The organism is Variovorax sp. GW458-11-26-14-LB1, assembly GCF_059423965.1.
In genome coordinates this window covers 1-19,590 of record NZ_JBWKYW010000045.1, presented here as the reverse complement: position 1 = coordinate 19,590, position 19,590 = coordinate 1, and the positions used below count along the sequence as shown (strand labels likewise).

Genomic DNA, 19,590 nt, shown 5'->3' with positions numbered 1-19,590 from the left:
GTGCATGCCCATGCTGCCCCCCGATCTCCTCGCCACCCTGCGTTTGCCTGTGCTGCAGGACGCCGACCTCGACACCCAGGCCTCCTTCTTCCAGCGGCCGGAGGTCCGTGGGCTCTACTTCGAGGTGGTGGAGGGTTCGGCGAAGGACGAGGTGCTGCGGGCCGCCGTCGCGCAGCTCGGCGAGCTGCATCCGCACCGGGCCGCGTTGCTGGCGGTGTTCTGCGGCGCGCTGGTCGAGAACGGCGCCGATCCGCAGCTCATGTTCGACGCCGTGCGGCAGCTGGCGGGGCGCCTGCTGGCGTCGCTGGCGCCTTACTGCGCGGCGCAGCCGTACGAACCCGATGAGGACGACGAAGAATCGCAGGACGAGGCAGAACTTGCCGCCTGGCAGGCCGCCGAAGCGGCGCTCGCGGCACTGTCGCCGCCGGCGCGTTTCGAGGTCGATGCGCTGCAGCGCGCGGTCGATCTGCTGGTGCTGCCGCTCATGACCATGGTGGTGCGCGATGTGCGCAACCACCAGTCGCTGGTGGCGGACGCAGGCCTGCTCGCGCACCTCGAGGCGATGTACGCCAACGACTCGCTGCCCTTCGAGGCCTTGCACTTCCTGCGCGCCGCGGCCCAGCTGTCGTACGAGGACGAGCTGGTGGTCCTGCTGCCGGCGTCGCGCGCGGGCATGGTCGTTCGCGCCCAGGGCATCAACAACAACTTCCACGCCTTCTCGCTGCTGCAGGACCTGATGGAAACGCACGCCCAGACGCTGGGCATCCGACAGCCGCCGCGCACGCGCCGCGACGAGGACAGCGACGCCGCCGCCTTCCTCTGGCTGCAGGCGACAGCCTTCGCCAACGGCGAGCTGGTGGACCGCATGGCGTGGTCCTGGGGCGAAGGCACGCTGCGCGAAAACGCGCGCCGGCAGGGGCGGCTGGTGCTCGTCGCGCTGGAGACGGACGACAAGCCCGCGCGCGGCTGGAACGGATTCACCCACGTGCTGCACGCCGAGCAGAACCCGCAGGTGTCGCTGGTGCACTTCCTCACGCCCGAGGAGGTCGCCGCGTACCTCGCCTGAAGCGCCATGAAAAAAGCCCTCCGAAGAGGGCTTTCATGCATCGACGCGGCGGGGCTTACATGCCCACGTAGTTCGGCCCGCCGCCGCCTTCGGGCGTGACCCAGACGATGTTCTGCGTCGGGTCCTTGATGTCGCAGGTCTTGCAGTGCACGCAGTTCTGCGCGTTGATCTGCAGGCGCTCCTTGCCGGCGCTGGCTTCGTCGGGCACGAACTCGTACACGCCGGCCGGGCAGTAGCGGCTTTCGGGGCCGGCGAACTTGGCGAGGTTGACGTTGACCGGCACCGACGCGTCCTTCAGCGTCAGGTGGGCGGGTTGCTGCTCTTCATGGTTCGTGTTGCTGATGAACACGCTGGAGAGGCGGTCGAAGGTGAGCTTGCCGTCCGGCTTCGGATAGACGATGGGCTTGCACTCGGCGGCCGGCTTCAGGTACTGGTGGTCGGGCTTGTTGCGGCGCAGGGTCCATGGGATGTGGCCCTTGAGCAGCCATTGCTCGACGCCGTTCATGACCGTGGCGATGCCCAGGCCCTTCTTGAACCAGGCCTTGAAGTTGCGCGCCTTGTTCAGCTCGGTGTAGAGCCAGCTCTTCTCGAACGCGGCGGGGTAGGCCGTGAGCTCGTCGTGCTGGCGGCCGGCCATGACGGCGTCGAAAGCGGCTTCGGCGCACAGCATGCCGGTCTTGATGGCGGCGTGGCTGCCCTTGATGCGGCTCACGTTCAGGTAGCCGGCCTCGCAGCCGACCAGCGCGCCGCCCGGGAACACCGTCTTGGGCAGCGACATCAGGCCGCCGGCCGTGATGGCGCGGGCGCCGTAGCCGATGCGCTTGGCGGGCTTGATGCCCTTGGCTTCGTCGCCCTCGAGGTACCAGCGGATGTTGGGGTGCAGCTTCCAGCGCTGCATTTCCTCGAACGGGCTCAGGTACGGGTTGCTGTAGTCCAGGCCCGTGATGAAGCCCATCGTGACCTTGTTGTCCTCCATGTGATAGAGGAAGGCGCCGCCGTAGGTGTTGTTGTCCATCGGCCAGCCGGCCGTGTGCAGCACGAAGCCGGGCTGGTGGCGCTTGGGATCGATTTCCCAGACTTCCTTGACGCCCAGGCCGTAGGTCTGCGGGTCGCGGCCTTCGTCGAGCTTGAACCTGGCGATCAGCTGGCGGCCCAGGTGGCCGCGCGCGCCTTCGGCGAACACCGTGTACTTGCCCAGCAGCTCCATGCCGAGCTGGAAGTTCTCGGTGGGTTCGCCGTCCTTGCCCACGCCCATGTTGCCGGTGGCCACGCCGCGCACCGAGCCGTTCTCGTTGTAGAGCACTTCGGCGGCCGGGAAGCCGGGGAAGATTTCCACGCCCAGGTTCTCGGCCTGCTGCGCCAGCCACTTGGTGAAGGCGCCCAGGCTGATGATGTAGTTGCCGTGGTTCTGGAAGCAGGCCGGCAGGAAGGCGTTGGGCGTGCGCAGGCCCGACTTTTCGCTCAGGAACACCATGGCGTCGTCGGTCACGGGCTGGTTCAGCGGGGCGCCGAGTTCCTCCCAGTCGGGCAGCAGCTCGTTGAGCGCGCGCGGGTCCATGATGGCGCCCGACAGGATGTGCGCGCCGGGCTCGGAACCCTTCTCGAGCACCACGACGGAGATTTCCTTCTCCTGCTGGGCGGCGAGCTGCTTGAGGCGGATCGCGGTCGAGAGGCCGGCGGGGCCGCCGCCGACCACGACCACGTCGTATTCCATGGCTTCGCGAGGGCCGAACTGGGCGAGGATTTCGTCGTGCGTCATGTGGGTTGGGTCGATAATGATTTTTAGAGGCGCGGGGGCGTCCCGGTTCGCCGGGCATTTTATGCGGCGTCCGGCGGGGGCCTTGTCGCCCGCAGGCGAGGCGCCTTGCGTCACCTGCGCGACTCCACAGGATTCAGCTCATGGCTTACAGCATCGATCTCTCCGGCCGCGTGGCTTTCGTCACCGGCGCCTCCAGCGGACTGGGTGCCCAGTTTGCCAAGACACTGGCCCGTGCCGGCGCCGCCGTGGTGCTGGCCAGCCGCCGCGTCGAGAAGCTCAAGGAGCTGCGCGCGCGCATCGAAGGCGAGGGCCATGACGCCCACGTGGTCGAGCTCGACGTGACCGACATCGGCAGCATCAAGGCCGCCGTCGCGCGCGCCGAGACCGAAGTGGGGCCCATCGACATCCTGGTCAACAACTCGGGCGTGAGCGCCACGCAGCGCCTGCAGGACGTCACGCCCGAGGACTACGACTACATCTTCGACACCAACGTGAAGGGCTCCTTCTTCGTCGCGCAGGAGGTCGGCAAGCGCATGCTGGCGCGCGCCCAGGGCAAGGCGCCGGGCACCTACATCGGCGGACGCATCATCAACATCGCATCGTCAGCGGCGCTGAAGGTCATGCCGCAGATCGGCACCTACTGCATGAGCAAGGCCACCGTGGTGCAGATGACCAAGGCCATGGCGCTCGAATGGGGCCGCTTCGGCATCAACGTGAACGCGCTGTGCCCGGGCTACATCACGACCGAGCTCAACGAAGAGCACTGGAGCACCGAAGGCGGCGCCAAACTGGTCAACATGCTGCCGCGCAAGCGCGTGGGCAAGCCCGAAGACCTCGACGGCCTGATCGTGCTGCTGGCCAGCGGCGAGAGCCATTTCGTGAACGGCGCCGTCATCGCGGCCGACGACGGGTTCGCGATCTGAGCCCCCGGGCCTGGATCGGCATCGCCGCCGGCCTGGGCGCGGGCGCGCTCTGGGGCCTGGTGTTCGTGGCGCCGCGCATGGTCGGCCACTTCGGCATGGTCGACATCACGGCGGCGCGCTTCGCGGTGTTCGGCGCGGTGTCGGCGCTGGCGGTGTTCGCACGGCCCGCGGCCGTGCGCTGGCCCACGGGCCGGCAGGCGCTGGCGGCGCTCGCGCTCAGCGTGCTGGGCTTCAGCGGCTACTACCTGCTGCTGGCCTTCGGCATCGCGGCGGCGGGCACCGAGGTGCCCAGCCTCATCATCGGCACCATTCCCGTCTGGATGATGCTGCTGGGCCGGCCCGCGGGACTGCACATGCGGGCCTTGCTGCCCGGCCTGTTGCTCACGGGCGCGGGCATCGCGCTGATGATCTGGGGCGCGTGGTCGGCGCAGCACGGCGCGGGCGGTGGTGGCGGCGCGCGCTTCGGCTGGGGCATTGCGCTGGCGCTGTGTTCGATGGTGAGCTGGACGGTCTACGGCCTGCTCAATGCCGCCTGGCTGCAACGGCACCGCGAGGTGCATGCGGCCGACTGGGCCAACTGGCTGGGCATTGCCACTGGCCTCGGGGCCTTGCTGCTGTGGACGGTGGCGGGCAGCGATGTCGCCACGCTGCAGTCTCAGCCCGACAGCATGCTGTTCATCTGGATCGCGCTGGCGAGCGGTTTCGGCTCGTCGTGGCTCGCGACCATTCTCTGGAACGTCGCGAGCCAGCGCCTTTCGGCCAGCCTGTGCGGCCAGCTCATCGTGAGCGAGACGCTGTTCGCCTTGCTCTATTCCTTCCTCTGGGACGGCCGCTGGCCGCAGGCCACCGAATGGGTGGCGGCGGCGCTGTTCGTCCTGGGCATCCTCGCATCCATCAAGGCCCACCGATGAGAATCGAAATCCCCGAAAAGAAGAAGCTCGTGTACGAGATGTCGATCCCCATCCGCTGGGGCGACATGGACGCCATGGGCCACCTGAACAACGGCACCTACTTCCGCTACCTCGAGACGGCGCGCATCGACTGGATCCGCTCGCTCGGCGTCGAGCCCACGCCGGGCGGCGAGGGCATGGTGATCGTCAATGCCTTCTGCAACTTCTACCGGCAGATCGAGTACCCGGGCAACGTGCGGATCAAGATGTACGTGAGCGACCCGGGGCGCACCACCTTCGAAAGCTGGGCCACCATGGTCCGCGAGGACGCGCCCGAGGTGCTCTGCGCGGCCGGCGGCGCCACCACCATCTGGGTCGATTTTCCGAAGCAGAAGGCGCTGGCGCTGCCCGACTGGCTGCGCGAGATCGTCAGCGACTGACGGCGCGTTGTCGAAAAAAGTTCAGGCCGGCCGCAGCACGATGCGCGCCTCGAAGCCGCGCGCCATGCCGGGCGGCGGCGAGGCCAGCGCCAGCGTCGCGTTGTGCTTCTCGACGATGGTGCTCACGATCGACATGCCCAGGCCGTAGCCGGCCCGGTCCGAGCCGTGGCGCACATGGCGCTGGTGCAGCGACTGCAGCTGCTCGGCGCTGACACCCGGACCGGCATCGCGCACCACCAGCACGCAGGGCGCCGCGACCTCGATCGTCACGCGGCCGTCGCCGCTGTAGCGCAGCGCGTTCTCCACGAGGTTGCGCAGCGCGATCGCCAGCGCATCGACGTCGCCGAAGGCCACCGGCGCCGCGCTGTCGGGCACCTTGAGCTTCAGGCGTTCGTTGATCTGCGGGTCTTGCCAGAACTCCTGTGCCACCGTGCCCGCCAGCTGCACCAGGTCGACCCGCGCCCGCGCGAGCGAGGCACCCGATTCCGCGCGCGACAGCTGCAGCAGCTTTTCGGCGCGGTGGCTCAGCATCTGCAGCGCCTGCAGCGCGCCTTCGACGTCGGTGCGCTTCAGGTCGTGGTCGAGCGCGGTCTGCAGCCGCAGGCGCGCGGCGGCCAGCGGCGTGCGCAGCTCGTGCGCGGCATTGGCGGCCAGCGCGCGCTCCACGTCGAGCGACTGCGACAGCCGCTGCAGCAGCCGGTTGACATGGTCGCCCACCGCGCGCAGCTCCTGCGGCAGGCCGGGCAGGGTGATCGGGCGCAGGTCCGCGCCGTTGCGCTTCTCGATCTCGGCGGCCAGCTGCTGCAGCACGCGCAGCTCGGTGCGCGCCACGCGGCGCAGCACCAGCGCCAGCAACGGCAGCACCGCGCCGAGCGGAATGATCAGGCCGAACAGCGTGCGGTTCAGCGCGCGGCGGCGTTCGTCCAGCGGGTCGGCCACCTGGAAGTACAGGCCCAGCGTGGGGTGGCGCACGGTGTAGATGCGCCAGGTCTGGTTGTTGGCGAAGCCCGCGGCCAGCGGTACGTCGAAGGCATCGTCGGGGGCCTCGGCCGAGCGCAGCAGCACGTGCTCGTGCACGTCGACCACCTGGTACATCACGGCGTCTTCGGAGAACAGCTGCTTGGGCGCGATCAGCGGCGTGTCCTGCTTGCCGCTTTCATGGCGCAGGCGCAGCTTCTCGAGCTCCTGCACCGCCATGTCGAACATGCGGTGCGACACCTCCACCAGCTCGTTGTCGAAGTTGTGGTTGATCTCGCGGTCCACGTACCAGACCACGGCGAGCACGCACAGCAGCCACACGCCGCCGACCCACAGGATCAGCGTGCGCGTGAGGCGCCCGGCCAGCGAATCGCGGCGGTCGCGCAGCAAGGTGCCGGTCATTCCTCGTCGTCCGCCGAGAACGACAGCCGGTAGCCCAGGCCGCGCAGCGTCTGGATGTGGCTGCGCCCGAGCTTGCGCCGCAGCCGGCTGATGAACACCTCGAGCGTGTTGCTGTCGGCCTCGTCGCCGAAGCCGTACAGCGCGTCGGCCAGGTTGTCGCGCGTGTGGATGCGCTCGGGCCGCGTGGCCATCACGCGCAGCAGGGCCCATTCCTTCTGCGTGAGCACGACGGGCACGCCGTCCTTGCGCACGCGGTCGTGGGCCAGGTCGATCTCCAGCGTGCCCAGCTGCAGCACCGGCGAGGTGTTGGCGCTGCGCCGGCGTTCCACGGCGCGCAGCCGCGCCAGCAGTTCGGCCGGGTCGTAGGGCTTGATGAGGTAGTCGTCGGCGCCGGCGTCGAGGCCGCGGATGCGGTCGGTGACCTGGTCGCGGGCCGTGAGCACGATGACGATGGGCGGCTCGCGCAGCGCGCGCACCTGCGGCAGCAAAGAGAGGCCGTCGCCGTCGCCCAGGTGCAGGTCGAGCAGCACCGCCGCGTACTGAACTGAAAGGAGGGCGCCGCGCGCCTCGGCCAGGCTGGGGGCCACGTCGACGACGAACGCCTTGGCGACGAGGTAGCTGCAGACCGCGTCTGCCAACGAACTGTCATCTTCGACCAGCAAGATTCGCACGCGGTGGCCCTTACAAAACTCGAAGTCTAGCGCCGCCCCTCTGGCGATCGCGTCAGGAATCGTTCAGGTCGCTTCAGACTGGGTTCATCCCGCGTGCGTAGGCTCGCGCCAGTCTGTTCCGAGGCCTGTTTTTCTTCATGACCCGTACCCCGTATCTCCGTCTCGGAGCCCTGACCTTGCTTGCCCTGGCCCTGCTGATGATCTGGGACGCCCTTGGCGGCGACCTGCCGCTGGCCCGCCTGGCCGGCACGCCGATGGGCTTTCCCTGGCGCGAGAACCCCTTCCTGGTCCACGTGATGCACGAAGGCGCGAGAAACCTCAGCTGGCTGCTGGTGATCGGCCTGTTCGCCGCCATCCGCTGGCCCGTGGGCGTGCTGCGGCGCCTGGGCACGGGCGCTCGCGTGCAGCTGGCGCTGACGGTGCTGGCCTCGGTGCTGGCAGTGAGCCTGATCAAACACCTGAGCGACACCAGCTGCCCCTGGGATCTGAAGGAGTTCGGCGGCGTGGCGCGCTATGTGTCGCACTGGGCCTGGCGCCAGGACGACGGCGGGCCGGGCGGCTGCTTCCCGGCCGGCCATGCCTCGGCCGCCTTTGCCTACCTTGGCGGGTATTTCGTGCTGCGGCACGTGGCGCCGCGCGGGGCCGTCGTGTGGCTGTGCGTGGCGCTGGTCGCCGGGCTCGTGCTCGGCGTGGCGCAGCAGATGCGCGGCGCGCACTACATGAGCCATACGCTGTGGACCGCCTGGGTCTGCTGGACGGTCGGCTTCCTCATCGAGCTGGTGGCGACGCGCCGCCGGACGTCCCCTCCCATCGAGCGCACCGCGCCCCTGCATGCAAGCCCTTGATTTCGCCCTGTTCAGCTGGATCAACGCCTCGGCCTCCGCGCCGGCGTGGAGCCTGCGCTTCGCGATGTTCGCGTCCGACGTGCTGCCGGCGCTGCTGGCGCTGTCCATCGCGGCCGCCGCGGCCTTCGATCGCCGCTGGCGCCACGCCTTCTTCACCGCGCTGGTCAGCGTGCTCGTCGTGTGGCTGGTGGTGAACGTGTTCCGCTCGGTGCTGCCGTTCCCGCGGCCCGCGTTCTACGGCCTGGGCATCCAGTGGGTGCCGCAGGGTGCGCGCCCGGGCTTCCCCAGCCTGCATGCGGCCGGCACGTTTGCCGCCGCCTTCTCGCTGTGGTGTCTGCCGTGGCGCACGCCGATGCGGCTGGCCCTGGTGGCGGCGGTGGTGGTGGCCTGGAGCCGGCTGTACCTGGGCTTGCATTTCCCGACCGATGTGACGGCTGCCGCGATCCTGGCGGCGCTGGTCTCGATCGTGGTGGAGCGCGGCATCAGCCGCCCCGTCGGCCGCGCGGTGTCGCGCAGCCCGCGCCTGCGTCTGCTGCGCCGCGCGCGCATCGGCCGAGCCTGAATGCGCTCTGAATGAACTGTTCAGGCTCTCTTCAGGCGCGCTGCCTACATTGGCGGCATGTCTGTTTCGCGTCTCGACTCCGCGCTGCTGGCGCGTGCTCCCAGCCGATCTGAATCCCGCCCCGCGCCGCTGTCGGATGCGGGCGCCGCCGGCACTTTCTGGCAACGCATCGACCGCTGGATCTCGCAGCCCCGCTCGACGCGGCAGGTGATCGTCTGGCTCAGCCTGTACCTCGGCCTCACCGCCAACTGGCCGCTGCTGAACGACCTGGCCCGCCTGGGCGGAGCGCCCAGCACCTACATGCCGACCATTGCCGCGCTGGGGATGCTCACCTTCTGCGGCACCGTGGCGATGCTGTCGCTCACGGCCTGGTCGCGCTGGATGAAGCCGCTGTGGCTGCTCGTGGTGGTGGTCGCCGCGGTGGCGCAGCACTACATGCTCCAGTACCGCGTGGTGATGGACCCGAGCATGATCGCGAACGCGTTCCAGACCGACCCCAACGAAGCGCGCGACCTGCTGAGCGGGCGCATGGCCTTCAACGTGCTCGTGGTCGTGCTGCCTGCGGCCTGGGCGATCTGGCGCGTGCGCATCGTGCCGATGGGGCTGCTGTCGCACGTCTGGCGCAACGCGCTGCTGCTGGTGCTGGCCGCCGTCGTGGCGGTGGTCACGGCCGTGGCCATGAACCGGCAGCTCGCGCCGCTGATGCGCAACAACGTGCACCTGCGCTACATGATGAACCCGATCGCCAGCCTGTACTCGGCCGGCGCCGTGGTGCTCAAGCCGATGTTCAAGCGCAGCAGCAAGCTGATTCCGATCACCGCAGGCACGGCGCTGGGCGCGAGCTATGCGGCGCAGAAGCGCCCGCCGCTGTTCGTCGTGGTGGTGGGCGAGACCGCGCGGTCCGATCACTTCGGCCTGAACGGCTACGCCCGCGACACCACGCCCGAACTCGCCAAGCGCAACGTGCTGAGCTACCGCGAGGTGCGCTCGTGCGGCACCAACACGCTGGCCTCGGTGCCCTGCATGTTTTCGCCCCTGGGCAAGAGCGGCTACGAGTCGCGCAAGGACGAGTACGAGAACCTCATGGACGTGCTGCAGGCCTCGGGCCTGGCCGTGTTCTGGCTCGACAACCAGGCCGGCTGCAAGGGCGTGTGTGCGCGCATCCCGAACGCCTCGGCCTTCGACGGGCTCGATGCGGCCACCAAGAAGGCCCTGTGCGACGGCGAGGAGTGCCTCGACAACGTGATGCTCAAGGGCCTCGATGAACGCATCGCCGCGCTGCCCGCCGAGCGGCGTGCCAAGGGCGTCGTGCTCGTGATGCACCAGATGGGCAGCCACGGCCCGGCCTACTACAAGCGCTCGGCGCCCGAGCTGAAGCGCTTCACGCCCGAGTGCAAGACCAACGCACTGGCCGAGTGCGCGCATGCCGAGCTGATGAACGTCTACGACAACTCGATCGCGCAGACCGACCACTTCCTCGGCCAGACCATCGACTGGCTCCAGACCCAATCGAAGCAGTACGACACGGCGCTGCTGTACATGAGCGACCACGGCGAGTCGCTGGGCGAATACGGCCTGTTCCTGCACGGCGTGCCCTACAGCTTCGCGCCCGATGCGCAAAAGCACGTGCCCATGGTCACCTGGTTCGGCGACGGCATGAGCGAGCGCCGCAAGCTCTCGCGTTCGTGCATGGAGGCGGGCCTGGACGCGCCGCTCACGCACGACAACCTCTATCACACGGTGCTGGGCCTGATGGACGTGACCACGCCCACCTACAAGCCCGCGCTCGACGCGCTGGCCTCGTGCCGCGGCAAGGCCTGAGCGCGCTCGCAGCTTCGGCTTCTTACTTCTTTTCGCGCGGCAGCCGGCCCATCAGGAAGAACTCCGGGTTCGGCTGCATGCCGCTGAAGCTGGCCAGGCGGTTGCTCAGGCCGAAGAAGGCGGTGATGGCCGCGATGTCCCAGATGTCCTCGTCGTCGAAGCCGTGCGCGTGCAACGGCCCGAAGTCGCGGTCGTCGATCTCGTGCGAGCGTTCGCAGACCTTCATCGCGAAGTCGAGCATCGCGCGCTGGCGCTGCGTGATGTCGGCCTTGCGGTAGTTCACCGCCACCTGGTCGGCCACCAGCGGCTTCTTCTCGTAGATGCGCAGCAGCGCGCCGTGCGCCACCACGCAGTACAGGCATTGATTGACCGCGCTGGTGGCGGTGACGATCATCTCGCGGTCGCCCTTGGTGAGCGAGCCTTCTTCCTTGAGCATCAGCGCGTCGTGGTACGCGAAGAAGGCCCGCCACTCGGCGGGGCGGCGCGCAAGGCCGAGGAACACGTTGGGCACGAAGCCGGCCTTTTCCTGCACGGCGAGGATCGCGGTGCGGATGTCGTCGGGCAGGTCTTTCAGTTCGGCGAGGGGGTAGCGGGGGGCGTTCATCTGCTTGTCTCCTGGGGATCGGTCCCGGGATCATAGGCAACGGCGTCCGGGCTTGCAGCCAGCACCGCCAGGTCGCTCTCATCCTTGAGCCCCACCCCGCTCAACCCCCGGCGCAGCGACTCGCGCACCAGCCACGCAAGCTTGAAGGCGGCCTGCGCGTACGACAGCCCCTCGGGCCGCACGTTCGAGATGCAGTTGCGTTCAGCGTCGTGCCGGCCACGGCGCGGCGAATGGGTCAGGTAGATGCCGAGGCTGTCGGGCGAACTCAGGCCCGGGCGTTCGCCGATGAGCATGACCGACAGCGCCGCGCCCACCGCTTCGCCCAGTTCGTCGGCCAGTGCCACGCGCGCCTGGGTGGCGATGAACACAGGCGACAGGCGGGTGCCGGGCGGCAACTGCGGGCGCAGCGCGGCGAGCAGCGGCACGGCGTGGCGGGCGACGGCGAGGGAGGAGAGGCCGTCACCGATCACGAAGCAGACGTCGCAGCCGCCCGCAGGTCGGCCGTCGCGCAGGCGCGCGGCGTCTTCGGCATCGAGCTGGCGGCCCAGGTCGGGGCGGCGCAGGTAGGTGGTGCGGTCGGGCGCGCGGCTGCGCACGCGATTCACGTCCCACTGGTTCGCGCGCAGTGCGGCATCGAGTGCGTCGACATCGAGCGCTGCATGGATCGCGTCGCGCGCCATCGCGTGGGCCCAGCCGAAGCGCAGCGTCTCGTCGGTGGGCATGCCGGCACCGGCGCGGCCCAGCGCGAGCCGCGCGGGCGTGGCGGCGCGCCATTGCGCCCAGGGGTTGGGGGTGACCGGCGAATCGCTCATGGCGCCAGCGCGGACAGCCCGCCCATGTCGCTTAACAACCGGTTGGCCGAGGGCGGTGCGAGTCGCCCGGTGGTGTCGGTGATCTGCATGCGCTGCAGCCAGGCCTCGAACTCGGGCGCGCGCTTCAGGCCCAGCGTTTCGCGCAGGAAGAGGGCGTCGTGGAACGAGGTGCTCTGGTAGTTGAGCATCACGTCGTCGGCGCCCGGGATGCCCATGATGAAGTTGATGCCCGCCGTGCCCAGCAGCACGAGCAGCGTGTCCATGTCGTCCTGGTCGGCTTCGGCGTGGTTGGTGTAGCAGATGTCGCAGCCGATCGGCAGGCCCATCAGCTTGCCGCTGAAATGGTCTTCGAGCCCGGCGCGGATGATCTGCTTGCCGTCGTACAGGTACTCGGGGCCGATGAAGCCGACGACGGTGTTGATGAGCAGCGGCTGGTAGCGCCGCGCCAGCGCATAGGCGCGCACCTCGCAGGTCTGCTGGTCGACGCCGAAGTGGGCGTTGGCCGAAAGCGCGCTGCCCTGGCCGGTCTCGAAGTACATGAGGTTGTTGCCGACGGTGCCACGCGCGAGCGACTGCGCCGCGGCGTGGGCCTCGTCGAGCAGCGCGGGCGTCACGCCGAACGAGAGGTTCGCTTTCTCGGTGCCGGCGATCGACTGGAACACGAGGTCCACCGGCGCGCCGGCCTCGGCGAGCTTCAGCGTGTTGGTCACGTGCGTGAGCACGCAGCTTTGCGTGGGGATCTCGAAACGCTGGATCACCTCGTCGAGCATGTGCAGCAGGCGCCCGAGCACCGGCAGGCTGTCGGACACGGGGTTGATGCCGATCACCGCGTCGCCCGCGCCGTAGAGCAGGCCGTCGAGCGTGGAGGCGGCCACCCCGCGCAGGTCGTCGGTGGGGTGGTTGGGTTGCAGGCGCACGGCCAGGTGGCCGGGCAGGCCGATGGTGTCGCGAAAGCGCGTGACGACGTGGCACTTCTTCGCGACCGCGACCAGGTCCTGGTTGCGCATGAGCTTGGACACGGCTGCGACCATCTCGGGCGTGAGGCCCGGCGCCAGCGCGGCGAGTGCCTCTGTGGTGGCCTGCTCGGACAGCAGCCAGTTGCGGAAGTCGCCGACCGTGAGGTGCGCGACCGGCGCGAAGGCCTGCACGTCGTGCGTGTCGATGATGAGCCGCGTGATGTTGTCCTGCTCGTAGGGAATCAGCGCCTCGGTGAGGAACTGCTTCAGCGGCGTGTCGGCCAGCACATGGCGCGCCGCCATGCGCTGCTGGGCGGTCGCCGCGCCGAGGCCCGCGAGGTAGTCGCCCGAGCGCGCGGGGCTGGCGCAGGCGAGCACCTGTCGCAGATCGTCGAAGGCGAAGCCCTGGCCGGCAATGGTGGTGCGGTAGCGCATGTCTGTTTGTCAGGGCGTGGAGGACAGCATCGCGTCCGGCGCGGCGGCATCGCGCTGCGCCGAGGTGAGCAGGAAGTAGCCGTAGGCGGCCGCCATCAGTACGAGGAACAGCACCGTGAGCATCGGGTTGAACCAGACCATCGCGCCCAGGCACACCAGCCCGAGCCCGAGCGCGACGGCCGGGAACACGGGGTAGAAGGGCGCGCGGTAGGTGCGCAGCAGGTCGGGCTCGGTGCGCCGCAACTTGAACAGGGCGGCCATCGAGATCAGGTACATCACGATCGCGCCGAGCACGGCCATGGTCACGATGTTGGCCGTGAGCGTCTGCCCGCCGAACTGCACCCACTCGTCGCTGAAGATGGCGGCGATGCCGACCACGCCGCCGGCCAGCAGCGCGCGGTGCGGCGTGTCGAAACGCGGGCTCAGGCCGGCGAAGTAGGCCGGCAGGTAGCCGGCGCGCGCGAGCGCGAAGATCTGGCGCGAGTAGCCCATGAGGATGCCGTGGAACGAGGCGACCAGGCCGAACAGGCCGATCCACACCAGCATGTGCAACCAGCCGCTGTTGGCCCCCACCACCGCCTTCATCGCCTGAGGCAGCGGGTCGTTGATGTTCGCGAGCTGGCGCCAGTCGCCCACGCCGCCCGCGAAGATCATCACGCCGAAGGCCAGCAGCACCAGCGTGACGATGCCGGTGGTGTAGGCCAGCGGAATCGTGCGGTGCGGATCGCGCGCCTCTTCGGCCGCCATGGCCGCGCCCTCGATGGCCAGGAAGAACCAGATCGCGAACGGGATCGACGCGAAGATGCCCGACACCGCCGCGCCGTTCAGCACGTTGCCACCGGCCCATCCGTGGGCCACGAAATTCGCCATCGACCAGCCCGGTGCGACCACGCCCATGAACACCAGCAACTCGAAGATCGCGAGCACCGTGACGAACAGCTCGAACGCCGCCGCGATGCCGATGCCGATCCAGTTCAGCCCGATGAAGATCACGTAGGCCCCGACCGCGAACCACTTCGGATTGATGCCCGGGAACTGCACGTTGAGGTAGGCGCCGATGGCCAGCGCGATGGCCGGCGGCGCGAAGACGAATTCGATCAGCGTCGCGAAGCCCGCCACGAAACCGCCGCGCGGCCCGAAGGCGCGCCGCGCATAGGCGAAGGGACCGCCCGCGTGCGGGATGGCGGTCGAGAGCTCGGTGAAGCTGAAGATGAAGGTCGTGTACATCGTCGCCACCAGCACCGTGGCGACCAGGAAGCCGAGCGTGCCGGCCGTGTTCCAGCCGTAGCTCCAACCAAAGTACTCACCCGAGATGACGAGGCCGACCGCGATGCCCCACAACTGGACGGGACCGAGGACTTTCTTGAGATGACCGGTGCCGGCGACGGGGGCCGGCGGAGCGTCGTTGGAGCGCATGGGGGCTTCCTCTCTGGGCGGATGGTGACAGTGCACCCCTCCCAAAGCAAGGGCCGTTCCATCGGATACATCGGCGTACAGGCGGCTTCACGGGGGCTGTCCATAATCGGCAGCTTTTCAACCACCGAGGTGTTTCGTGAAGTCATTTGTCTGTGCCGCGCTCGTGTCCGTCCTTGCCATTCCCGCAGCCTTTGCGCAGTCCGCGGCGGTCACCACGCCCAGCGGCCTGATCTACCAGTCGCTCAAGGAAGGCACCGGCGCATCGCCCGCCGCCACCGACGTGGTCAAGGTGCACTACCGCGGCACCTTCCCCGACAGCGGCAAGGAGTTCGACAGCTCGTACAAGCGCGGCGAACCCACCGAGTTCCCGCTCAACGGTGTGATCCCCTGCTGGACCGAAGGCGTGCAGAAGATGAAGCCGGGCGGCAAGGCCAAGCTGACCTGCCCGGCGTCGATTGCTTACGGTGCGCGCGGTGCGGGCAACGGCCTGATTCCGCCGAATGCGACGCTGAATTTCGAAGTCGAGCTGGTGTCGGTCACGAAGCGCTGAGGCTTCGTGAAATTCAACCTGGCTGGTACTGATACAGCCAGGTCTCCGTCAACGTCTGATCCCCGTTCTTCAGATACAGCCGCATGTCGACCGGCTCCGTGCCTTCGGGCGTGAAGTCGAACTGTGCGCGCCAGTGGCCCGGCACGCCATTCGGCACGGCCTCGGCGAAGACATACGAAAACTTGCCGCGTGGCGCGGTGAGCACCAGTTCGGGCTTGACGCCGAAGGGCACCGTGGTGAGCGGTTGCCCGATGAACTCCACCATGAATTTGCGCACGCCTTGCGGGCGCGGCTGGCCCGGTTGGCCGCCGCGGCCGATGCGGGTGGCGACGCAGCGCGCGAGCGGTGACGGAAAGGGCTCCTGGTCGGTCCAGTGCAGCCGGTATTGCAGGCTGTAGCTCGACCCGGCCTTTGCATCGGCCTTGGGCACCCAGAAGGCGACGGTGTTGTCGTGGATCTCGTCGTCGGTCGGGATCTCGATGAGCTGCACCGAGCCTTCGCCCCAGTCGCCCAGCGGTTCGATCCACAGGCTGGGGCGCTTCTCGTAGTTGACGCCGTCCTGGTAGTGGTCGAAGTTGCGGTCGCGCTGCAGCAGGCCGAAGCCGCGCGGCCGGGTGTCGGCGAACGCGGAGGCGCGGGTCTGCGTGGGGTTGTTGAGCGGGCGCCAGATGCGCTCGCCCGCGCCGTTCCAGATCGCGAGGCCGTCGGAGTCGTGCACCTCGGGGCGCCAGTCGATGGCGGTGGGCTTGATGGTTTCCGAGTACCAGTACATCGACGTGAGCGGCACCAAGCCCAGGCGCGACACGTCGCGGCGCAGGAACACGCGCGCGTCGATGTCCATGATCACGGCCTTGCCGCGCTGCATGACGAACTTGAACACGCCCGTGACGCTCGGCCCCTCGAGCAGCGCGTAGACGGTCATCGAGGTGGTGTTGCCCGCAGCGGGTGTCTCGAAATAGAAGCGCGTGAAGTTCGGAAACTCCTCGGGCTTGTCGGGCACCGCGACGTCGAGCGCGATGCCGCGCGCCGACAAACCGTATTGGTAGAGCTCGCCGATGGCGCGGAAGTACGAGGCGCCGAGAAAGGCGACCCAGTCGTTCTTCTGCCAGTCGAGCTTGCCCTGGTCGCCCAGGCGGCTTTCCTGCAGGCGAAAGCCCGCGAAGCCGGCGCCTTCGGGCAGCGCGCGCGCGGGGCTGTCGGGGGGCATCGAGAAGTACGTGGGGCTGTAGAGCACCTCGCGCGCAAAGCTGTCGCCGCCGGCGGTCTCCAGCACGTGCATGCGCACCGGGGTCTGGAAGAAGCGGCCGAGGTGGAAGAAGGTGACCGGAAAGGCGCCGGGCCCGTCGCGGAAGAGGGCGTTGGCGGGGTCGAAGCGGATCTTGCCGTGCGCGTCGTAGTCGATGCGCTCCAGCACCTGCGGCGCCAGCGGCGCGGCGGCGGTGTAGGGGCGGGCCGCGAGGCGCTTGGCCTGCGCGACGAGCGCATCGAAGGAGAAGGGCGCCGGCTGGCTCAGTTGCAGGCCGTTGGCGGCCAGCGCCTCTTCGGGCAGTCCCAGGGCGGCGAGTGCGGCGGCGGCACTGCCGGCGGCGAGGAAGGATCGGCGATCAAGCATGGGTTCTTGAGGGGCGGCGAAAGCCTTTGGAGGAGAAGGGAAAAGAGAAGCGTCGGAAAGACGGGGGAAAAACAACGCCAAGCATGCCTCGGACCACAGGGTACGGCGCGTCAGCCATTCCGCGCAAACGGGGCCGGACAAGGCCCCGCGCTGTCTTGCGGCAGCGGGTGCCGGTCGGGCCCTTTTCGGGGCGTCGCCGGGTATTCTCGCGCCATCGAAAGTGCCTGGAGACCACGGACATGTACACGGAACAAGGCGGCGAAGGCCCGGACCTGCTGGTGCTGCTGCACGGCATGGGCGCGACAAGCGCGGTGTGGTCGCCGCTGTGTGCTCAGGCCGATGCGCGATGGCGCGGCCGCTGGCTTGCGCTCGACCTGCCCGGGCACGGCGCATCGGACCGGCAGGCCTCCTACGCCATCGGCCAGCACGCCGCCACCGTGGCACGCGCGGTGCTGCCGCACCTGCAGCCCGAAGGCCGCCTCGTGGTGCTCGGCCATTCGCTGGGCGGCGTGATCGGCCTGGCGCTTGCGACGCGATGGTTCGGCGTCGTGCCGCACGCGGTGTTCGCGGCGGGCATCAAGGTCGGATGGAGCGATGAAGAAGTCCGCCGCATGGAGACGCTGGCGACGCAGCCTACCAAGCGTTTCGCGACGAAAGAAGAGGCAGTTGACCGCTACCTGAAGGTCTCTGGCCTGGCCGCGATCGCCGACGCGACGGCGCCCGTCGTGGCGCGCGGCGTGACGCAAGAGGACGAGGGATGGCGCCTCGCTATGGACCCGCGCGCCAACGCCGTGGGCAAGCCGCCGCTGTCCGAACTGGTCGGCCTGGTGCGCTGCCCCGTCCACCTCGGCCAGGGCCGCCACGATGCACTAGTGACGATGGAACAGACCCGTTCCCTCGACCCCGAGGCCCGCGACCTGGGCCCGCACGGCCACAACGTGATGGTCGAGGCGCCCGGCGCGGTGTGGGACTGGATGGCCTCGTTCAGCTGAGCCGGTCGTCGGCGCGGCGGATTGGCACCGTCACCCGCACTTCGGTCGCGCGTGCCCGCAGCTGGCCGCAACCGCCGTCGACGTCTTGGCCGGCCGAGTAGCGCAGCTTCGTGAGGATGCCGCGTTCGTGCAGCGTGCGGGCCATCTGCTCGCAGCGCTCGCGCGACGGGCGGCCGAAGGCCACGCCGTCCACCGTGTTGAACGGGATCATGTTCAGCACGCCGTACTTGCCCGACAGCAGCCGCACGATGCCCTCGACCTCCTCGGGCCTGTCGTTCACGCCTTCGAGCAGCGTCCACTGGTACTGGATGGGGTAGCCGGTGGCTCGGGCATAGCGCTCGCCCGCGTCGATGAGGGCTTCGGGCGTCAGGTTCGGTGCGCGCGGCAGGAGCTTCTTGCGCAGCTCGGCATTGGTCGTGTGCAGCGAGAGCGCCAGCGCGGGCCGCACGCGCGCTTGCAGCAGCCGCTCGAACACGCGCGGATCGCCCACGGTGGAGAACACCAGGTTCTTGTGGCCGATGTTGCCCACGGTGCCGAGCAGCTCGATGGCCTCGATCACGTTGTCCAGGTTGTGCGCCGGTTCGCCCATGCCCATGAACACCACCTTGCGCACCGGCCGGCGCAGGCGCGCGAGGGCGACCTGCGCAATGATTTCGGCGCTTTCGACCTGGCGCAGCAGGCCGTCGCGGCCCGTCATGCAGAACTGGCATCCGACGGCGCAGCCGACCTGCGACGAGACGCACAGCCCATCGCGTGGCAGCAGCACGCTTTCGACCGTCTGGCCGTCGGCCAGCGCGACGAGCAGCCGCTCGGAGCCGTCCGCGCCGGGATGAACCGCGTGGATGCGCGCCAGGCCCGCAAGCTCGGCCTCGATGGCCGGCAAGGCCTCCATCAGCGACGACGGGAAGAAGGTGGCCGGCAGGCGCCTGCCGCTGTTGCGTGGCAGCGCGTGCGACCACAGCCGCAGGATGCGCTGCTCGTGGCTGGGACCGGCCCCGGCCTCGCGGAGTCGTCGTTTCAGTTCGTGGATTCGCATGCGCGGCGTGGGGCAAAGGGGCTCTGGTCTCGGGAGCGCCGATTGTGCACGGCAGGCGTGCGAAGGCGCAGCGCGCCGGAAGCGGTGCGCTGCGCCTTCGTGTGCGCGAATTGGAACAAAGGGGAGGGCCGTTGCCGGCCTCTCCCGCCTTCGGTCAGCCCAGCAGGCCGTGCAGGATGTTCGTCACGGGCGCCAGCGCGGAGCCCGTGCCGCTGTGGTCGAGCAGGCTGGTGATCGGGGCCACGACTTCGCACACCAGCGGCGTGACCGCGTGCTCGACGGTGTTCACCACTTCCGCGACCACTGGGGCGACCGCCGAGCTGGCGCCGGCCAGGATGTCGGCCGCGGGCACCGCGGCGCCGGATGCGGCTTGCGTGGCCTCGGCCACGACCGGTGCCACGGCGTCGCTTGCATGGCAGAGCACCGACGACACCGGCTCCAGGATGTCCGCGACGGGGGCCTTGCCTCCGAGCAGGCCGCCGAGCAGGCTGCCCACGAGGCCGTCTTCGCCGACGATGCCGCCGAGCAAGCCGCCTTCGCCGCCACCGAGGACGCCGCCCAGCAGGCCGTCGTCGCCCAGCACGCCACCGAGCAGACCGCCGTCGCCGCCGAGGACGCCACCCAGGAGGCCGTCGTCACCGAGCACACCACCGAGCAGACCGCCGTCACCGCCGAGGACACCACCCAGCAGGCCGTCGTCACCGAGCACGCCGCCGATCAGACCGCCGTCTCCGCCGAGGACACCACCGAGGAGGCCGTCGTCACCGAGCACACCACCGAGCAGACCGCCGTCACCACCGAGGACGCCACCCAGCAGGCC

General features: G+C 69.2%; 18 protein-coding genes and 1 pseudogene. 9 read left to right on the top strand and 10 right to left on the bottom strand.

The window, feature by feature from the left end; all coding sequences use genetic code 11:
* Positions 1 to 4 precede the first annotated feature (4 nt).
* Positions 5 to 1,066 carry a hypothetical protein gene (locus AC07YS_RS24380; RefSeq protein WP_495268126.1) on the top strand — a complete coding sequence of 354 codons (1,062 nt, stop codon included), beginning with the start codon at positions 5 to 7 and terminating at the stop codon, positions 1,064 to 1,066.
* Between the two features lie 55 nt (positions 1,067 to 1,121).
* Here the strand turns inward: AC07YS_RS24380 and AC07YS_RS24375 are convergent, their stop codons facing one another.
* Positions 1,122 to 2,825 carry an electron transfer flavoprotein-ubiquinone oxidoreductase gene (locus AC07YS_RS24375; RefSeq protein WP_095947441.1) on the bottom strand — a complete coding sequence of 568 codons (1,704 nt, stop codon included), beginning with the start codon at positions 2,823 to 2,825 and terminating at the stop codon, positions 1,122 to 1,124.
* A gap of 140 nt (positions 2,826 to 2,965) precedes the next feature.
* On the opposite strand from AC07YS_RS24375, the gene AC07YS_RS24370 reads away from it, so the two are divergent.
* The 3 genes from AC07YS_RS24370 (at position 2,966) to AC07YS_RS24360 (ending at position 5,078) form a co-directional block, all read left to right on the top strand.
* The gene (locus AC07YS_RS24370) at positions 2,966 to 3,748 is read left to right on the top strand and encodes an SDR family oxidoreductase (RefSeq protein WP_369647498.1); all 783 of its coding nucleotides are present in this window, start codon (positions 2,966 to 2,968) and stop codon (positions 3,746 to 3,748) included.
* 77 nt (positions 3,749 to 3,825) lie between these two features.
* Positions 3,826 to 4,659, top strand: coding sequence for a DMT family transporter (locus tag AC07YS_RS24365; RefSeq protein WP_495268127.1), 834 nt, complete (start codon positions 3,826 to 3,828; stop codon positions 4,657 to 4,659).
* Complete coding sequence (locus tag AC07YS_RS24360) at positions 4,656 to 5,078, top strand: acyl-CoA thioesterase (RefSeq protein ID WP_062474433.1); 423 nt, start codon at positions 4,656 to 4,658, stop codon at positions 5,076 to 5,078. The genes AC07YS_RS24365 and AC07YS_RS24360 overlap by 4 nt, the downstream gene beginning before the upstream one ends.
* Before the next feature lie 21 nt (positions 5,079 to 5,099).
* On the opposite strand, the gene AC07YS_RS24355 is transcribed toward AC07YS_RS24360, so the two are convergent.
* Positions 5,100 to 6,458, bottom strand: coding sequence for a sensor histidine kinase (locus AC07YS_RS24355; protein WP_495268128.1), 1,359 nt, complete (start codon positions 6,456 to 6,458; stop codon positions 5,100 to 5,102).
* Entirely contained in the window at positions 6,455 to 7,129 is a 675-nt protein-coding gene (locus AC07YS_RS24350) for a response regulator (RefSeq protein ID WP_062474437.1), read from the bottom strand. Before AC07YS_RS24350 ends, AC07YS_RS24355 begins: the two co-directional genes overlap by 4 nt.
* A gap of 137 nt (positions 7,130 to 7,266) precedes the next feature.
* Between AC07YS_RS24350 and AC07YS_RS24345 the strand changes: the two genes are divergently transcribed.
* Genes AC07YS_RS24345 through AC07YS_RS24335 form a run of 3 tightly spaced genes read left to right on the top strand, consistent with a single transcriptional unit; the run spans position 7,267 to position 10,357 of the window.
* Complete coding sequence (locus tag AC07YS_RS24345) at positions 7,267 to 7,974, top strand: phosphatase PAP2 family protein (RefSeq protein WP_447743412.1); 708 nt, start codon at positions 7,267 to 7,269, stop codon at positions 7,972 to 7,974.
* Entirely contained in the window at positions 7,961 to 8,536 is a 576-nt protein-coding gene (locus tag AC07YS_RS24340; protein WP_495268129.1) for a phosphatase PAP2 family protein, read from the top strand. The genes AC07YS_RS24345 and AC07YS_RS24340 overlap by 14 nt, the downstream gene beginning before the upstream one ends.
* Before the next feature lie 57 nt (positions 8,537 to 8,593).
* On the top strand, positions 8,594 to 10,357 hold the full coding sequence (locus tag AC07YS_RS24335) for a phosphoethanolamine transferase (protein ID WP_495268130.1): 1,764 nt from the start codon (positions 8,594 to 8,596) through the stop codon (positions 10,355 to 10,357).
* Positions 10,358 to 10,379: 22 nt separating this feature from the next.
* On the opposite strand, the gene AC07YS_RS24330 is transcribed toward AC07YS_RS24335, so the two are convergent.
* The 4 genes from AC07YS_RS24330 to eat are packed head-to-tail and all read right to left on the bottom strand — an operon-like array spanning position 10,380 to position 14,580.
* The gene (locus tag AC07YS_RS24330) at positions 10,380 to 10,961 is read right to left on the bottom strand and encodes a peroxidase-related enzyme (RefSeq protein WP_062474448.1); all 582 of its coding nucleotides are present in this window, start codon (positions 10,959 to 10,961) and stop codon (positions 10,380 to 10,382) included.
* On the bottom strand, positions 10,958 to 11,773 hold the full coding sequence (eutC, locus tag AC07YS_RS24325; protein ID WP_495268131.1) for an ethanolamine ammonia-lyase subunit EutC: 816 nt from the start codon (positions 11,771 to 11,773) through the stop codon (positions 10,958 to 10,960). Before eutC ends, AC07YS_RS24330 begins: the two co-directional genes overlap by 4 nt.
* Positions 11,770 to 13,164, bottom strand: a complete 1,395-nt coding sequence (locus AC07YS_RS24320; RefSeq protein WP_495268132.1) for an ethanolamine ammonia-lyase subunit EutB — start codon at positions 13,162 to 13,164, stop codon at positions 11,770 to 11,772. Before AC07YS_RS24320 ends, eutC begins: the two co-directional genes overlap by 4 nt.
* Positions 13,165 to 13,173: 9 nt before the next feature.
* Positions 13,174 to 14,580 carry an ethanolamine permease gene (eat, locus tag AC07YS_RS24315; RefSeq protein ID WP_495268133.1) on the bottom strand — a complete coding sequence of 469 codons (1,407 nt, stop codon included), beginning with the start codon at positions 14,578 to 14,580 and terminating at the stop codon, positions 13,174 to 13,176.
* A gap of 136 nt (positions 14,581 to 14,716) precedes the next feature.
* Here eat and AC07YS_RS24310 point away from each other — a divergent pair, with 136 nt between their 5' ends.
* Positions 14,717 to 15,130, top strand: a complete 414-nt coding sequence (locus AC07YS_RS24310) for an FKBP-type peptidyl-prolyl cis-trans isomerase (RefSeq protein ID WP_307694011.1) — start codon at positions 14,717 to 14,719, stop codon at positions 15,128 to 15,130.
* A 13-nt stretch (positions 15,131 to 15,143) separates the two neighbouring features.
* Here the strand turns inward: AC07YS_RS24310 and AC07YS_RS24305 are convergent, their stop codons facing one another.
* Positions 15,144 to 16,742, bottom strand: a complete 1,599-nt coding sequence (locus AC07YS_RS24305) for an OpgD/OpgG family glucan biosynthesis protein (protein WP_495268134.1) — start codon at positions 16,740 to 16,742, stop codon at positions 15,144 to 15,146.
* A gap of 239 nt (positions 16,743 to 16,981) precedes the next feature.
* Here AC07YS_RS24305 and AC07YS_RS24300 point away from each other — a divergent pair, with 239 nt between their 5' ends.
* Entirely contained in the window at positions 16,982 to 17,734 is a 753-nt protein-coding gene (locus tag AC07YS_RS24300; RefSeq protein ID WP_495268135.1) for an alpha/beta fold hydrolase, read from the top strand.
* Here AC07YS_RS24300 and AC07YS_RS24295 read toward each other — a convergent pair.
* Together AC07YS_RS24295 and AC07YS_RS24290 are read right to left on the bottom strand one after the other, a co-directional pair.
* Positions 17,727 to 18,770: an RNA methyltransferase gene (locus AC07YS_RS24295; RefSeq protein ID WP_495268136.1), complete on the bottom strand. Its 1,044-nt coding sequence runs from the start codon at positions 18,768 to 18,770 to the stop codon at positions 17,727 to 17,729. The genes AC07YS_RS24300 and AC07YS_RS24295 overlap by 8 nt on opposite strands.
* Positions 18,771 to 18,924: 154 nt before the next feature.
* Positions 18,925 to 19,590, bottom strand: a pseudogene (locus AC07YS_RS24290) (hypothetical protein); the annotation flags it as partial.

Excerpts from the sequence above, each read along its gene's own strand:
- AC07YS_RS24380 (WP_495268126.1), top strand. The coding sequence starts at position 5 with ATGCCCATGCTGCCCCCCGATCTCCTCGCCACCCTGCGTTTGCCTGTG.
- AC07YS_RS24375 (WP_095947441.1), bottom strand. The coding sequence starts at position 2,825 with ATGACGCACGACGAAATCCTCGCCCAGTTCGGCCCTCGCGAAGCCATG.
- AC07YS_RS24370 (WP_369647498.1), top strand. The coding sequence starts at position 2,966 with ATGGCTTACAGCATCGATCTCTCCGGCCGCGTGGCTTTCGTCACCGGC.
- AC07YS_RS24365 (WP_495268127.1), top strand. The coding sequence starts at position 3,826 with ATGGTCGGCCACTTCGGCATGGTCGACATCACGGCGGCGCGCTTCGCG.
- AC07YS_RS24360 (WP_062474433.1), top strand. The coding sequence starts at position 4,656 with ATGAGAATCGAAATCCCCGAAAAGAAGAAGCTCGTGTACGAGATGTCG.
- AC07YS_RS24355 (WP_495268128.1), bottom strand. The coding sequence starts at position 6,458 with ATGACCGGCACCTTGCTGCGCGACCGCCGCGATTCGCTGGCCGGGCGC.
- AC07YS_RS24345 (WP_447743412.1), top strand. The coding sequence starts at position 7,267 with ATGACCCGTACCCCGTATCTCCGTCTCGGAGCCCTGACCTTGCTTGCC.
- AC07YS_RS24340 (WP_495268129.1), top strand. The coding sequence starts at position 7,961 with ATGCAAGCCCTTGATTTCGCCCTGTTCAGCTGGATCAACGCCTCGGCC.
- AC07YS_RS24335 (WP_495268130.1), top strand. The coding sequence starts at position 8,594 with ATGTCTGTTTCGCGTCTCGACTCCGCGCTGCTGGCGCGTGCTCCCAGC.
- AC07YS_RS24330 (WP_062474448.1), bottom strand. The coding sequence starts at position 10,961 with ATGAACGCCCCCCGCTACCCCCTCGCCGAACTGAAAGACCTGCCCGAC.
- eutC (WP_495268131.1), bottom strand. The coding sequence starts at position 11,773 with ATGAGCGATTCGCCGGTCACCCCCAACCCCTGGGCGCAATGGCGCGCC.
- AC07YS_RS24320 (WP_495268132.1), bottom strand. The coding sequence starts at position 13,164 with ATGCGCTACCGCACCACCATTGCCGGCCAGGGCTTCGCCTTCGACGAT.
- eat (WP_495268133.1), bottom strand. The coding sequence starts at position 14,580 with ATGCGCTCCAACGACGCTCCGCCGGCCCCCGTCGCCGGCACCGGTCAT.
- AC07YS_RS24305 (WP_495268134.1), bottom strand. The coding sequence starts at position 16,742 with ATGCTTGATCGCCGATCCTTCCTCGCCGCCGGCAGTGCCGCCGCCGCA.
- AC07YS_RS24300 (WP_495268135.1), top strand. The coding sequence starts at position 16,982 with ATGTACACGGAACAAGGCGGCGAAGGCCCGGACCTGCTGGTGCTGCTG.
- AC07YS_RS24295 (WP_495268136.1), bottom strand. The coding sequence starts at position 18,770 with ATGCGAATCCACGAACTGAAACGACGACTCCGCGAGGCCGGGGCCGGT.